Origin of the sequence: Shewanella sp. AC34-MNA-CIBAN-0136 (genome assembly GCF_040309945.1) — a bacterium.
Classification (GTDB): domain Bacteria; phylum Pseudomonadota; class Gammaproteobacteria; order Enterobacterales; family Shewanellaceae; genus Shewanella.
The window spans coordinates 26,977-42,542 of sequence record NZ_JBEOPJ010000001.1 but is presented as its reverse complement, the minus strand read 5'-3'; the positions used below and the strand labels follow the sequence as shown (position 1 = coordinate 42,542).

The following is a 15,566-nucleotide window of genomic DNA, read 5'->3' as shown; positions in this document are numbered from 1 at the left end:
GTTGTGTGAAAGGATATCGACGATTGCTGCAAAGCGCATTTTGCGTGGTTTTATGTTGCGTTTCAACATTGGGTTATTGCCTAACCGAACTGAGTAAAGATGAGGGATATATTCTTGTTGCTATGAAAATTGAGCAAGGTTACGTACCGAGTCATATTACGTTAGACAGTGAAGGATGGTTGTCGGACTTAAGGTTTGAAAAACTTAAGTCAAACTATAATTACTGGCTCGTAGTGGTAGATGCAGGCAGCTACACTTGGAATCGCGTGTACCTAGGAAAACAGACTTATATTGACTTAGCGGATCAGAAGTACGTGATTAATGTTGAGGCCGGGAAAATCAATTATGCAGGCCATCTTTCAATGTATACCGAGATGAATGGCAGCTTAAATTACTTGATTGGTGGTGCTAGGTTCTATTTTAATAACAAAGCCAGCCAAGCCCTGGAATACATGGAATCTAGCTATCCTGAAGTATTGGCTCAATATAATTTGAACTACACCGGCAAAGAAAAAGACCACTTTTTTGAATATGCTAAAGCAATTGAAGGGAATCAATTATGAAGCTGATTAAATGTATTCTTATTGCATTATCGTTTTTCTCGATGACCGTCGCAGCAAGCCTTGAAGACGACTTCTTCAGAAATCCAGATGTCGTTGCACCGAAGTTAAGTCCGCAGGGGCAACATTTACTATATAAAAAACTGGTCGATAACAATTATACAGTGATACTTGCTGGCACAGATTTTAGTTGGGATACCAAGGTGATTAGTTTTAGCCAGCAATCTAGAAGGTCCATTAGTGATTTTGGCTGGTTAGGTAAAGAGTATTTTAGTGTCACGACATTTGATCGCCATTCTGGTATCCAGTTATTGATTTACAAAGTTGATGCAGCCAATAGCGTCACTCAGGTTGCTTTACTAAAACAAACTTACTTATTTGATCCATTACTCGCGGTTGACGATATTTTTATCGCCCAGCGCTATAAAAATGGCAAAGCACATTTATTTACTATTAATGTAACTGATGATGCTTTTGAAGCGCAGTTTCGCAGTAAAAAGAGTATATCAATAGGCCCATTTCCTGAAGGAGCATGGTTACTTAATCCTTTTGGTGAACCTAACGTTAATTTTATTAGCAAAGGGGGCGTAACAGAGGTTCATGTTAAAAAAGCTGACAGTCGTAAGTGGCAACAAGTTTGGCGGCAAGATGATCAAACTAAATTTATACCAGTATGGTTTGATGATGCTAAAAATGAATTATTAGTGTTATCCGAACAGAAAAATGGTTATCAAAGCTTATCTCGATATGATGTTCAGTCTAAGACTTTTACTGGTGAAGTTTACAGTCTGCCAGGGCGTGATATTGTCGGCATTATTCAAAACCCTTACGACAGCAGCATCATAGGTTACACCTATATGCTCGGTGGAGTGTTAGTTCAAAATTATGACAATAAGTTGTCAACATATACTGGTACATCTGAGGGTAAAGGAGATAAAGAAGACAATTATGTTATTCACTTTGATCAAGATTACCAAAAAATAGTGACGATTAGCCAATCGATCGATTCACCTTCTGCTTATTATTTATTCGATGCCGAAACAGGTAAAAGCCAGCTTATAGGTGAAGAGCGACCTTGGTTAAATCAATACTCAATAGGCAAAAGTTTAGTGATTAAATCGACTTCTTCCGATGGTGTTGAAATTGAATCTTATTTAACGATGCCAAGCAATTCTGCCGCTAAAGACGTCCCCTTGCTTGTGATGCCTCATGGTGGACCGTTAGGTGTTAATGATACGAGACACTTTTCAGTTGATGTACATTATTTTGTTCAAAAAGGTTATGCAGTATTAACCCCAAATTATCGCGGATCATCAGGCTTTGGCAAAAAATTTCTTAATAGTGGCAAGCGTCAATGGGGCCGACTAATAGAAGATGACATTGAGTCTGCCGTTACCAAAGTCATTGCTCGAGATGATATTGACGGCCAAAAAGTGTGTGTGTTTGGGATCAGTTATGGTGGGTACTCTGCATTAATCAGTGCTATAAGACGACCAGATTTATATAAATGTGCCATCTCTTATGCCGGTGTGACAGACATACCATTACTGTTTTCTGATCATAATATTTCTGAAAAAGATGATTCTCGGCGGGTTTTGATCGATATTCTTGGTGACCCAAATGAATCTTGGGATACCTTAATTGAGTATTCACCGGTGTATAGAATGAATGAATTATCTATTCCAATTTTTATTGCTCAAGGCGGGAGGGACCGCGTAGTCGATTCGGAACATTATTTTCGATTGAAATATGTGTTAGATAAATTAGGCAAGTCGTATGAGTCTATGTTTTTTGAAAATGAAGTACATGGATTTAACTACATCATTACACAACAAGCGCTATACAATAGTATTGATAAATTCATGCAGAAAAGTTTTGCTCAAAGTGAAATCGCTTCATCCTTATAATCTTAAACAGTTAATCAAAGCCACTGTAATTCAGTGGCTTTGAGTGCCAGTTAATAGTATTAAACCCTATCTGGCTCTGTGAATGAAAAACTTACGAAAAAATAGATGTTCATAATTCAACCACTTTACCGGTTAGTGCTACGCCTGCAACAATATTGCCAGCACCGCACTGGAAAGTGTCATTGCTACTAGTAAGATTGTTTTTATAATTTGATTTGATTTCAACAACAGCATTACCGCCTTCTTTAATCGCTCGCTCTTTTAGCGCGATCATTGCCGATAGAAATACCCAATGGCAAGCTTCGATATCAGATTTATTAAAAGCATTAGTCTTTTTATTAGCACTGAATTCACCGATAATTTTTACTGGCTCAGAATAAGCTTGATCACCAAAATAAAAGGCTACATTGCTGCCAAGTTTATTTTTTGCGTGTTCTGTACTCAGCGCATCTGCTACCGAATAACTGCCGACATCGTCGCGGGCATAAGAAACAGAAGGGGCAATAGCGAGTGCCAGAGATAACGCGATGATTTTGTTTTTCGTACTATTGTTTTTCATACTAAGAAACATCCTTTTAATTGGTTTGGCTTTTACGGTGAAAATCCTTTGTGCGAAGCAAAATAACATTAACTCACTGATTTTACACCTATCAATGAGAAATATTCAATTTTTCGGCAGGTGATAAAGTTGGGTAGAAACCATAAGGTATTAGCAGATGCAATCAAGTGTGTTGATATATTTGGGGTAAAATAATGTCTATGCAGTGATAAACATTGCACAAACACAAACAGTGATGGGGTCATATTTGCTTGTTCATTAACATCGCAACTTCTAGAAAATGTGGTCAACATGTGAGTGAGTAAGCCTTAGCTCATCACTTTGCCATGGCTCACGCTTAATCAGCTTCATTAAGGGTAACGCTTCACTTCCCTGTGATGGCGAGACAAAATAACATGGCTATTGCTTTGTTTATCTTATATAGAAGCGGGGAGTGTGGAGATAAATGAAGCCCATAAGTTCATCAGTACGATGGCCAATGTTAATGCTGATGTGCTGACGATAATGAATTTCCTTCGCTGTCATAAAATCCTGAAGCGCTGTGTTCAATAAAACCTAAGTTGATCATTTTTCTAAAAAACGGGTCAGATTCATTGTCGCCAATATCAGCAAAGTCAGTAGATTGGTACGCAGAGAATGTATCTAGCTGTTGTTGAATCATTTTGTTGTCGTATGTTACTTCGGCTAATTGCCAATTTACGGCTTTATCTGCAGATTCAGTTTTATCTGACAATGTAGTACTAATGCGTTGTACTAGTTTTTTTGCTGGAAACCACCATATATCAACCGTTTTTGTATTTTTTTGTTGTTGATAATGTTCTAGTTTATCGCAACCTTGTCCAGTAGTTTCAATGAGTGTTGACTGCTTTTGAAATAATGGATGGAGTAATTGTGCATGATATTGCCATGCTTGATTAGATATCGTTTTGGTTGCTTCATATTCAATGGCGCGTTTGTCATCGATGAAGTATGAGGTTTTTTTCATGTGATTATGTGGCAGTGTGGTCCATTGTGTTGCGACTTGTTGATTGTTGATGTGAAATACAGAATTTTGGGCTCTTAATAATACCAGTTGGTTTTGTTTGTTTGATGCTGCATCGTGAGTCGTTTGTTCAATGTTATAGGTCGCCATGAAAGCAGTTGATTGGCAAGTGTCACTTGCTGATGCAAATAACGGGAAAGTGATAGCGGTTAGTAACAATAGAGTTTTCATGTGTTTTGTCTTATTGGCTGGTCAAGTATCAAGGCGCGAGCTAAAAGTTAAAGAATAGGGGCAAGCCCCTATTCTTTATTGATGACTTTTTACTTATTTATCTCACGTTCAGGTTATTTAGCTGACTTTACTGGGGGGTACCAGAAAGATTGCCAGCGTAGTCCATCACATGGAATATTAAGCTTTGCTCGTTAGTTCCTGTAATTAAGTGAGCGCCAGGTCCTACAGCAAAAACACCAACGTCTTCACCCGCATGTGTTTCACTATCGAGTGGCACTAGCGACTCTTGGTGGAACCCTGCAGTTGATGTATCAATATCGGTTAAGTCAACGCGGCCTGTTACTGCAGCAGCTGCATAACTGGCATCGGCATCGGTTTGTGTGCCTAAATCTCTAAAGCCAAGGCCGTTGGTATAACCTACTGTGGTATAAGGCATGTCGTCTGAGGCTAAACTTGGCTCAGTCGCACCAATACCAACCACTTTACCTAAGATTGGGTTACCGCGTTTAGGGTAGCCTGCAATGGTAAATACATGGCTGTGATCAGCAGTAACAATAATTAAGGTGTCTTCTTGGCTTGTTGCATCAACCGCGACTTGCACAGCCTTAGCAAACTCAATCGCGTCATTTAGCGCGTTATAAGCATTGCCGGCATGGTGAGCATGGTCAATTCGACCAGATTCAACCGTTAAGAAGAAACCTTTGTCGTTATTATCAAGCACCTTAATGGCAGTGGCGGTCATTTCTGACAAGCTAGGTTCACCGGCAATATCATTTTTACGGTCAGCTTCGTATTGCATGTGCGATTCGTTAAATAAACCAAATACCCGCGGTGTTGTTTCAGTGTCTATAGCATTAAATGAAGTCTGGTCAAATACATAAGCACTTGTTGCGTATTGAGCTTGCCATTCGGCGGTCAAGTCACGGCCATCAGTACGGTCACCTTCAATGGTACTGACTGCGTCATTGCTGTTATATGCTACATCTTTAGGTAAAAAATGACGGCGACCACCACCCATAACCACTTCAATACCATCAACATCTACACCGGCATATCGAGCTTCTAAGTTGGCTTCAAAATTGACTAACTGTAATGCAATATCTTCACAATTAGCGCGTTCAGGGTTGTTGGCAATGTCCATATCTGAGATATCTTCCCAATTACGATCTGCTGACTTTGCATAAGTTGCAGCAGGTGTCGCGTGGGTAATACGTGCGGTAGAGATAACACCCGTTGATTTACCTGCAATCTCAGCTAATTCTAAGGCAGTGATCATCTCAATACCTTTAGTGCTAGCACAATTGCCACGAACCACATCTTCGTCAACACCTAACACGCCAGCATCTGTTTTAACGCCCGACATCATCGCTGTCATTGTTCCTGCAGAATCTGGTGTTTGTGCATCAACGTTGTAGGTTTTTGCTAAACCAGAAAATGGAAACTTATCAAAGCTTAATTGGTTTTCTTCACCCATCATGCCTTTATTCTGACCATCTAAAATACGCGCTGCGGTTACCGTTGAAACACCCATACCGTCACCAACAAATAAAATCACATTTTTAGCTGAGCCTTTAAGTGCGGTTATTTCTGCTGCGGTAGATGCAGTTGCAATCGATACGTTGGCATTGTTTGCTAATTGGCTATCAATTTTATTCCAAACATCGTCTGCCGTTTCTATTTCGGCAGCGCCTTGTTTAAACCATGAGTTATTTAAACTGGTTAATAGTTCGGTATCGTTTACTGTGGTCGCAGCAGGTGAACATACATATTGAGTTGATGTTATTTCAGACGCATCTAAAACGGTATCAGCATTTGTATCGATACCCGAGTCGATTTGCACACCACCATTGAGACAATTAGCATTACCTACCGCTAAGGGGGTTTGGGTAATTAACGCGTTGGTTCCGTTCATACCATTAGTACCGTTTGATCCGTCAGAACCATTGATACCGTTAGTTCCATCTGTGCCATTGTCACCGTTATCACCACAAGCTGATAATGCAAAAACCAATGAAACTGTTAATGTTGATAATATAAATTTATTCATCATAAAAACCTTATAGGGTCTATTGACCAACTAAACCAAGAGCACGATTGATTAAATGGAATACAACGCTTTGTTCAACAGTACCTTGAACTAATTGCGCACCTGGGCCTGATGTATGAATAGCCACATCTTCCCCCGCGTGAGTTTCGCTACTCAATGGAACAGTCACTTCTTGGTGATAACCAGAGGTTGTTGTATCGATTGCAGTGATGTCTTGACGGCCTGCAACGGCTTCAGCAGCATAAGATGCATCGCCATCTGTTTCAGCCCCTAAGTCTCTGAAACCAAGTCCATTGCTATACCCTAATGTGGTGTAAGGATTACCAGCTGAATCTTCGCTAGGCTCAGTCGCACCAATACCAACCACTTTACCCAAAATAGGATTACCACGTTTTGGATAGCCTGCAATGGTAAATACATGGCTGTGATCAGCCGTGACAATGATTAGTGTTTCTTCATCATTTGTTGCGTCTAATGCCGCTTGAACAGCATTTGAAAATTCAATGGCATCATTAAGCGCTGTGCTTGCACTGCCAGCATGGTGGCCATGGTCAATTCGTCCAGACTCAACCGTTAAGAAGTAACCTTTTGGATTGTTATCAAGTATTTTAATGGCTTTTTCTGTCATTTGAGACAGGCTGGGTTCGCCTGCAATATCATTGGCTCGGTCAGCTTCGTATTGCATATGCGATTCATTGAATAAAGCAAAAACACGTTCAGTGGATTCTGTATCAATGGCATCAAATCCAGTTTGGTCAATAACGTATTGACCATTTGGATACATAGCACTCCATTCTGCGGTCAAATCGCGGCCATCGGTACGGTCGCCTTCAATAGCGCTAACGGCATCGACACTATTAAATGCGGCATCTTTAGGTAAAAAATGACGACGACCACCGCCCATCACAACATCAATGCCGTCTACATCAACACCGGTGTAACGTTGTTCTAGATTTTTTTCAAAGTTAACCAGTTGTGATGCGATATCTTCGCAATCTGCACGTTCAGCATTATTGTCAATATCCATGTCTGAGATATCTTCCCAGTTACGGTCTGCTGATTTTGCATAAGTGGCGGCTGGCGTTGCGTGAGTAATACGTGCGGTTGATAGCACACCCGTCGATAAGCCTTTTATTTCGGCTAACTCTAAGGCGGTTACTACTTCATTGCCTTTGACTGAGGCACAAGTACCACGAACGACGTCTTCATCAACACCCAGAACCCCGGCGTCTGATTTTAAGCCGCTCATCATGGCTGTCATGGTGCCTGCTGAATCTGGTGTTTGTGCATCTACATTGTAAGTTTTAACCAGAGCTGAATAAGGAAATGTTTCAAAGCTTAAGTAACCTTCTTCACCAGAATTACCGGCTAATTGGCCTTTTAAAATCCGAGCTGCGGTAAGTGTGGAAATCCCCATGCCATCGCCAACAAACAAGATGACATTTTTTGCCCTTGTTGATCTTGATTGTTGTAATTTTTCTGTGATGGTTGCTTGGCCGTCTTTATACCAAGCATTATTGAGTTGTGTGTCAGTCGTTGTCGCTGCGGTTGCAGAACCTGCGTATGTTGCCGAAGACAATATACTAGCGATAACCACTGATAAGCCTTGTTTGAGCATATTCATATTACCTATGTTGTAGTTAAGTTATTTGAGAACCTGGCCATAACATAGAGGTTTACAATGAACGTTAAGTAACACTGCGATTACAATTTGATTACAAGAGCGTTTGGGTTTTATGTGTATATAATCAAGCTGCTGATTTTATTGTTATTTAATAATGATCTCTGTATTGGTGTTATTACCGAATAATAAGTTTGTTTGGTCGCTATACTACTCAATGTTCGGAATGTAATTAATAGCAACACTATGATTAAATTATATTTTATGAGTAAATAATTATAAATCCTACCGTAATCTGAGTTGAAAGAGGTTAAGTTGATTAGCTATAACAGAGGGGCATCGTTGTACTCCTACCTTGCTCGTGTGTTTATTGACTCAATCAATCGCAGCCCTACCTTATGGCAGAATAGTTGAGTAAGATGTTATTAATTAAAACTATTAAATCAGGACTGTTTGTATGGGGGAAGTTATGAGTAAAGAGATGAGTGAAGCAAATAGTGAAGTAAACAGTGACAAAATGAGTGAGTCTGCTTTAAACGCATTGAAAATCGCGTTTACCTACATGCCTAAATCAATTGAAGTGACGAAATATGAGTATGGCGACAGCTACCAAAAAATATTAGATCACATAGAAACCGTTAGGGAAATATTACTGATTAATGATGTTGATCCTGAAGAAGTTTATGGTGAAGTTAACCCTGAGAGTACGCCCAACTCAACCTATTGATTGAGTGCCATTAAATCATCATTATTATCAGTATTTTGTTCATTCAGCCTTAGAACACTAGGCCATAGGTTTAAAGACCTAAAGTCGGCAGATAACGACAGCGCATTTATTATTTGACGATGTTTTTCGCTATAAAATGGTGTGCATGGTTGGTTTTTATCCAAAAATTGCTCGCTGGATTCTGCACAAGGTAAGATGCATTTTTTGTGGAATGATAAACTCGCGGATTTGAAATGAAGGCTTATTGACGGTTTTTAGGCGGTGTGGCGACAAGAGTATGATGGTAGTTTTAGCTAATAGGTTTTGGTTCTTTACTGCTCCTAACATTCAGACGTTACGATACAGGTATCTTGTTTGCTTAATCTCAATAAAAAGCTGTTCATTTCTTTGGTTAGTCATCAGAAGATAATGCATCTCCTGATGACTTAATACTGAACGGCTCACGTATCTTTGGTCAAATTGTTAAGGCGTTTTCCGTCGATGGGCTCAAAAAATATGGCCTATCTGAACAGGTTCCAGATAATGGTATTGTCTGCACCTAGACTCCACAGCAGCACAACGGCGGCCAGTAAAACCTCTAGAACTAATACACCAATGGCTAGCGTCGTGCTTGATATAATAAAACCCTGTCGATTGCTGATGCCTAAAAAGCTTGGTGTACCGCTATAGAGTAAATAGCCGGTATAACAGATGCCCATAATACAGGCGAGTGTGCACAACCAAATCATAGGGTATATAGCAAACAAGCCACTTAAAAACATCGGTGTAGCCATGTAACCAGCAAAGACAATACATTCATTTCTGCTTGGGCAGTTAGGGTATTTACGTGCCAACCAATGGATCAAACTACCGACTATTGTCACTGCCGTTAAAATTAACGCATAAAATAAAATCCCCAGGCCTAAACCACTCTCCATTGAGACCTTGATTGTGTCTTCACCACCAAAAGTCCAACCAAATTGTGTGGTGCCAATAAAGGTACTGACCACTGGAATCGCCGCCAACCACAGTACATGATTTTTGTACAAATGACTGACTGTTTCATGTTCATTACTTATGTCGCGCCATTCTTTATCAGGATGATGTACAAGTCCCCAAACGTGATTAATCATGCTTCCTCCTCGCTTATTCAAGCGACAGTTTTTTATAAAACCTAAGGTTACTGGCACACGACTGTGTGTCTTAGATATCAGTATAGGAGGTAAGCGGATATTTGCTTTGTGCGGCGGTATTTTGTTATCCCGTATTGAGTGGCAACTACAGTTAAGAGTGTATTGCTCAACTATCATAAAAATGGCTGGCTTGGTTTCTTTTCTCAACGCGGAGTAATATTTATTACCCGTTATATATTTAATCTAATAATTTAAAGACCAAACCAGTTATTGCGATGATCCCAATTACTGAGTCCTAAATAGTGATCGATTAGCGCTCGACTAACGTACTGACGCTGTTACTTTTTTATTAGAGATCTATTATGTGGTTTAGTTCAAAAATTAGTAGGAAAGCGCTGGCATTGCAGCTAGTTACCACGCATCAGTCAGCTGCTGTTGTGGTCGATGCTCAGCAAAATATTATTGTCGTTAATGATGCTTTTAATCAATTAAGCAAGCGCTTAAAACAAGCTGATCATAATCAAACCTTTACTTTATTGCTTACTCGTTATGACAGTAGCAGCAAAACTATTCGCTGTGATGAAAACCTACTCCTTAGTCAGCAAGTTATCCAACTGACTTATAAAAACTTAGAGTCTTGCTCACTTTATACGTTTGATGCTGTATCAACACCGTTATTAACTGAAAGTGTGTGGCAAGAGTTATTAGCTTTCAGTGGCAAGGCCTATGTTGTATTTGATAACAATGAAAAGTTAGTAACAGCTAATTTGGATCCCGTAAATACTGACTCTATTTATTTAAATCAAGCAGATATCAATTTACAGAGAACGTTAAAAAATGGGTTTAACAATAAAGAACACCTACTTTGTTTATCTGAGCAATATAAGGTCTATGTTCATGTGGCGCGCCATCAAATAAATTCTGGTAATCAAAAGTTCACCGCCTATGTATTATCCCATCAAGAGCAAAACCAGCACATTAAGCAATTTGAAATGTTATCAAAGGTGGTAAGTAACACTAGCACTAGTGTATTGATCACTGATAAAAATGGTTTAGTTGAATATGTAAACCCTGGTTTTGAAAAACTTTCAGGCTTGACCCTTGCAGAGGTAAAGGGCAAAAAACCCGGTATACTTTTGCAACGAGAACAAACCGACAAAGAAACGATTAAGCGCATATCTCAAAAGCTCAAAGCAAAACAAGCTTTCTATGAAGAGATATTGAATTTTGATAAACATGGGGTGCCATATTGGATTGTATTGGCAGTAAATCCGATTTTTAATGACAAGGGTGAGCACACAGGTTTTGTTGGTGTGAGCTCTGATGTGCGTGAAATCAAACGTATTGTGTTAGAACAGATTAATCAAAGAGATGCAATAAGCAGTCATTCGGCAGTGTTAGAGTTTAATCAAAGTGGTCAGTTTATTTCAGCTAATGACTATACTAAAAAGCAGTTAAATTTACACGACGATGTACAAATGCAAACTGTAGTGGGAAATTTAAAAGACCATTTAGATCATTCTCGTACGCAGATGATCCAACGAGGCGAACCGACAGCAGTCATGATGAAACTGACTCATCAAGGGAATGAAGTGATTTTAGATTGTGTTATTTCTTCAATTACGGATTTGAATGGAAATATTTCTAAGTATATTGTTTTTGGTAGTAATGTTTCTTCTCGTAATAAGTTAGTGACCGAAACGCACAATACGATGTCTACTGTGTTGAGTAAAATTCAAAATACGGTAACGACTATTAATGCGGTCGCCGATCAAACAAACCTATTAGCCCTCAATGCAGCCATCGAAGCAGCAAGAGCGGGTGAAGCCGGACGTGGATTTGCCGTTGTTGCGGACGAAGTTCGTAATCTTGCGAAAACGTCAAATGACGCCGCGGTTCAAATTGGCCTACTCATCAATGAAACTCAATCTCATGTTGATGAGTTAGCTTCTTTTTTAAGTGAATAAGTTGAGCTCAACTCGCTCTAGCTGCCTATAATTTGTTCAAAAGACTTATAATAGAAACCCACTTTAATGAGTGGGCTTGGAATGAGTTGGCTTATGCGTTTCTTGAATGAGCAGCTTGCCCCAATGACCAATAAATAAGATAAGTGCACTGGCAGATTTTACTCGTTCCCGACTAATTTGTGGGAGGGCAGATTTACCTATTCCTTTATAAAAAACCAAGCGTTATTAGATGAAGCGGCAGTGTGGGCTTTATGGCTTATGTCGACATCTATTCACTAACAGAAAGGCACATCCGGCTCAAGATGACTACCATAGTAGAAATATCTTATTACATCTGTATTTAACGCCGAATTAACTCAGCGATAAAAGGTAAACAACCAGCAGGCTTATTGGCTTGTGTCAGTAATGAACGTCAGGATATGCCTAAAGGATTGGTGCTCAGCGTTAACGATTATATTGTGCAGGTAGATAATACAGGGCGAATTATTCGAGAGGATAAGCGCAGTGCAATTAGCTCAGATAGCCAAGATATTCTCAATAGACTTAATATTTCCGCTTAAAACGGGCTAAAAATCACCACTGAGTTTGGCTCATTATTTAAAGTTTTTTTCGAGGCATTACCAGCTTTAACAGAATATTTCGAACATCTAGAGCGAAAGCGAGCACAAGGATCATCGAACTGCCAACGCGGGTTGTGTGCTTAAGACTTAACCTTTAAAACTAGAGCTCAGACTGAAACAATAACCTCATTTTGTGCTTGATATCAACCAAGCCGCGAATGCTTTAACTCAACCGTATTGCTCATCAGTTTCCATATGCCACTCAGTTTGTTGATGATTTTCGTTCAATTTTTACATTTGAATAGTCAGAAAGCTATCGCAATCAACGCTAAAAGCAGTTATGTTAATTGTCTTAAAAATGAGAGGCATAGTTTCTTGTTCAGCAAATATTGAAGAATCAATTATAAAATTCATCACAATTAAAGGATAAAATAGATGAGTGAAGTAGTAGAAAATGTTCCAACGACTAAGGAACAAGCCAAAATAGTTTACTTACTTTACATGGTAGGTTTACTGTTTGGTATTACAGGTATAATCGGTGTAGTAATGGCTTACATCAATAAAGGTGATGCCCCTGAGTGGTTAAAAACCCATTATCAGTTTCAAATTAGGACTTTTTGGATTGGTGCTATTTATATCTTCTTAGGCTCAATTTTATCCTTAGTTATCATTGGGTGGTTTGTACTCTTATTCTGGGCGGTTTGGCTAATAATTCGCTCACTTAAGGGCATGAAAGCACTTGAACTGGAAAAACCAATTGAGAACCCTACTGGTTGGTTATTTTAACAGCCTAACAGCCTAACAACCTAACAAATAGGGATCGGCTGCGTTAAGCTGCGTCCTTATCCCAAGTGTTGAACCAGCCTTAATACTTGGGATATTACTCTTTATCCACTAAATAACAGATCAAGAATGGAAGCAAAAAAAGCCACCCGATTATTTGCAATAAAAATGGGTGGCTTGATTGATTTTTGTCAAAAAACTGTTGAACTAAGCCGCTGCGCGGAGCCTTCAATTGAGTGTATAACCCTCATTGAACCAGCCAAGCTTAAAGATGTATGAAAATACGATGAAAAGGAATTTCAATGAAAAACTTATCTACTACTCGATATCAATTGACTCGAAACTGCTCTGTAGCCCAAAGTTAGCATCAAAAAAAGCAAATTCCTATAGCATGAAGCATGCCCATTAACTTGGACTAGTCATCGGCCAAGTCCAACAAGCGATTTATGTCTTGCAAACAGCGCAACGCATAAATACTAAAACGTTATATTTTAAGGAGCGTTCAGTGAAAAAAAGTAGAGTTGGATTGGTGACGATATTGATATTGTTAATCAGTGCATGTTCATCTATCAGCGAGCCTGAAGTCAAAGAAGTGATGAAAGCTGAGCAAAGTAACCCTTTAAAGGTAAAAGATGCTTTAATTGCCACTTTTGTTAAAGCACCAAAACCTAAGGTTGGGACACAACAAGAAGATGTGAAAAGTTCTTTATCGTCTAATTCAGCTTTAATTCTTCAACAAAATGAAAAACTTATTGTTGCACGGTTTTATACAAAAAATTCACAGCTGGAATCAATATATGAATATTGTGATTTAGAGTATCATTTTTCATCGTTAAAGTTTGTTCTTGGCCCATATGTTACTGGTGATTGTAGTTCAATCGTTATTAATGCAACTAAAGTAAATTAAAATATAACATATATGAGCCTCCCGCCATTCAATAGGCGAGCTTAGCTTATTTGGCTGCTTTTGCAGTCAAATTTAAATCAATCTACTTCGTATGCTGGTTAGCAGTCAATTCGTCGTGTATTTAGACATAAGAGTACTAAAGAATGGCCACTCATAATTGTTGGATCTAGCACTAAAACAATAATATTTTTTCCCGCTTAATATCAATTAAGCTGCTAGTGCTGCGTTAGGTTTACCTCATTGCTCACCATTTCCCACTATCTCTCAGTTTGTTGATGATTTGCGTTCAATTTGTACATTTGAATAGTCAGAAAGCTATCGCAATCAACGCTAAAAGCAGTTATGTTAATTGTCTTAAAATGAATGGCATAGATTTGCCTTGTTGCAAAAGGAAGATTCGAAATGAATGATGTTGCATTAGAAGAAAAACAACATTTTGTTAAAAAACTATTTTCCGGTAGTTTTAGATTAGTTGATGTCTTTTGGGCTGGATTCGTTTTAATAAGTGTAATTATTAGTTTAATTGTTTCAAAATTAACAACGGTAGAGTCGCTAATTATCGGAGATTGTTTAAAGTCCGTTTATTTTATCTTGATTAGTATTGCTGTCTGGAAGTCTGCGAGTACATATCAAGGGAAAAAAATATGGTCTGTTTTAGCTAAAATTTGTTCAATACTAACTATTTTTGGCAGTATTTTTGCTCTTGGATCTTGGGCTATGTATGTTTCTTCAAACTAGCAACATAATTTGGTGTTGAACTAAGCTGTTGCGCGGAGCAAAATGATACTTCAATAGATTGAACTACAGTTATTGAATTAACTAGACTTAGAAAAGATGTGTTGGAATACCACAATGGCAAGGGGATTTCAATGAAATAAGTACAAATCAAGCCTTGTAATCAATTCAAAATTGCTCTTCAGCCCAGAGCCGATATCAAAAAAGAAAACTCCTTTAGTATAAAACTTATCAATTAACCTTGACTCGACATAGGGCAAGTCTACCAAGCTGTTTGCGGCATGCAAAGTGCGCATCGCACAAATGCTAAAACGTTATGTGCCAAAGAGAGGCTCAAGTTTTGCGTAATTATTACATCGTCTTATTCTTTATCGCTTCTTTATTTGGATGTGGACAAAAAGCTGAATCAACTTCGGAACAGGTTGAGAGAAATATTGTTCAAAGCTTGAAAGTTGGAGATGATGCTAAGCTATTGAGCATTATCTTAACGCCCAAAATATCCCTTTCACTTATGACAAATATACCAATAGATTTCAGTGAATAATTCGAGATGAAAGCTCAAGCTTACATGCTATTACTATTTCAATTGTATTGGATAATAAGCAGAGGTATATCAACGTTGAAGTTAATGATAGCTACACTAGCTTGTAAGGAGCATAACAAATTACCTAAGTTAGTCACAAAAAGCCAAATCGAAGATAATAAAATGATAGATGCCGATGAGTTAGCGAGTATCCAAAACATGGATGTTTTGGCTAAGCTCACATGGAAGCTGATTTTGAAAATCAACCGCCGAAGTCTCGCTTAATCATCGGCACTATGAGTTTCCCGTTGTCATCAATATTATGTCGTCATTATCTGTTTGTTA

12 protein-coding genes are annotated in these 15,566 nt (G+C 38.7%); 7 read left to right on the top strand and 5 right to left on the bottom strand.

All coding sequences use genetic code 11. The annotated features are described in order from the left end of the window. Positions 1 to 5: 5 nt before the first annotated feature. Together AAEY94_RS00175 and AAEY94_RS00170 are read left to right on the top strand one after the other, a co-directional pair. Positions 6 to 563, top strand: coding sequence for a hypothetical protein (locus AAEY94_RS00175; protein WP_101087932.1), 558 nt, complete (start codon positions 6 to 8; stop codon positions 561 to 563). Continuing rightward, positions 560 to 2,467, top strand: a complete 1,908-nt coding sequence (locus AAEY94_RS00170; RefSeq protein ID WP_350976386.1) for an alpha/beta hydrolase family protein — start codon at positions 560 to 562, stop codon at positions 2,465 to 2,467. Before AAEY94_RS00175 ends, AAEY94_RS00170 begins: the two co-directional genes overlap by 4 nt. Positions 2,468 to 2,576: 109 nt before the next feature. Here the strand turns inward: AAEY94_RS00170 and AAEY94_RS00165 are convergent, their stop codons facing one another. From AAEY94_RS00165 to AAEY94_RS00150, 4 genes are all read right to left on the bottom strand, one after another. Further along, positions 2,577 to 3,026 carry an excinuclease gene (locus AAEY94_RS00165; RefSeq protein WP_101087936.1) on the bottom strand — a complete coding sequence of 150 codons (450 nt, stop codon included), beginning with the start codon at positions 3,024 to 3,026 and terminating at the stop codon, positions 2,577 to 2,579. 481 nt (positions 3,027 to 3,507) lie between these two features. Beyond that, on the bottom strand, positions 3,508 to 4,239 hold the full coding sequence (locus AAEY94_RS00160) for a hypothetical protein (protein ID WP_162021952.1): 732 nt from the start codon (positions 4,237 to 4,239) through the stop codon (positions 3,508 to 3,510). A 127-nt stretch (positions 4,240 to 4,366) separates the two neighbouring features. Continuing rightward, positions 4,367 to 6,286: an alkaline phosphatase family protein gene (locus AAEY94_RS00155; protein ID WP_502959372.1), complete on the bottom strand. Its 1,920-nt coding sequence runs from the start codon at positions 6,284 to 6,286 to the stop codon at positions 4,367 to 4,369. Positions 6,287 to 6,305: 19 nt separating this feature from the next. After that, positions 6,306 to 7,910, bottom strand: a complete 1,605-nt coding sequence (locus tag AAEY94_RS00150) for an alkaline phosphatase (RefSeq protein ID WP_041413089.1) — start codon at positions 7,908 to 7,910, stop codon at positions 6,306 to 6,308. Between the two features lie 466 nt (positions 7,911 to 8,376). Here AAEY94_RS00150 and AAEY94_RS00145 point away from each other — a divergent pair, with 466 nt between their 5' ends. Next, a complete protein-coding gene (locus AAEY94_RS00145; RefSeq protein ID WP_254439883.1) occupies positions 8,377 to 8,634 on the top strand; it encodes a penicillin-binding protein in 258 nt (85 codons plus the stop codon). A gap of 500 nt (positions 8,635 to 9,134) precedes the next feature. Here AAEY94_RS00145 and AAEY94_RS00140 read toward each other — a convergent pair whose 3' ends face one another. Next, a complete protein-coding gene (locus AAEY94_RS00140; protein ID WP_101087942.1) occupies positions 9,135 to 9,746 on the bottom strand; it encodes a Yip1 family protein in 612 nt (203 codons plus the stop codon). A 362-nt stretch (positions 9,747 to 10,108) separates the two neighbouring features. Between AAEY94_RS00140 and AAEY94_RS00135 the strand changes: the two genes are divergently transcribed. The 4 genes from AAEY94_RS00135 to AAEY94_RS00120 all read left to right on the top strand — a co-directional run bounded on the left by AAEY94_RS00135 (position 10,109) and on the right by AAEY94_RS00120 (position 14,701). Continuing rightward, a complete protein-coding gene (locus AAEY94_RS00135) occupies positions 10,109 to 11,713 on the top strand; it encodes a methyl-accepting chemotaxis protein (protein WP_502959369.1) in 1,605 nt (534 codons plus the stop codon). 995 nt (positions 11,714 to 12,708) lie between these two features. Then, a complete protein-coding gene (locus AAEY94_RS00130) occupies positions 12,709 to 13,059 on the top strand; it encodes a DUF4870 family protein (RefSeq protein WP_162022753.1) in 351 nt (116 codons plus the stop codon). A gap of 502 nt (positions 13,060 to 13,561) precedes the next feature. Continuing rightward, positions 13,562 to 13,963 carry a hypothetical protein gene (locus AAEY94_RS00125; RefSeq protein ID WP_350976373.1) on the top strand — a complete coding sequence of 134 codons (402 nt, stop codon included), beginning with the start codon at positions 13,562 to 13,564 and terminating at the stop codon, positions 13,961 to 13,963. Positions 13,964 to 14,365: 402 nt separating this feature from the next. Continuing rightward, positions 14,366 to 14,701: a hypothetical protein gene (locus AAEY94_RS00120; protein ID WP_192115981.1), complete on the top strand. Its 336-nt coding sequence runs from the start codon at positions 14,366 to 14,368 to the stop codon at positions 14,699 to 14,701. The last annotated feature ends 865 nt before the right edge of the window (positions 14,702 to 15,566 follow it).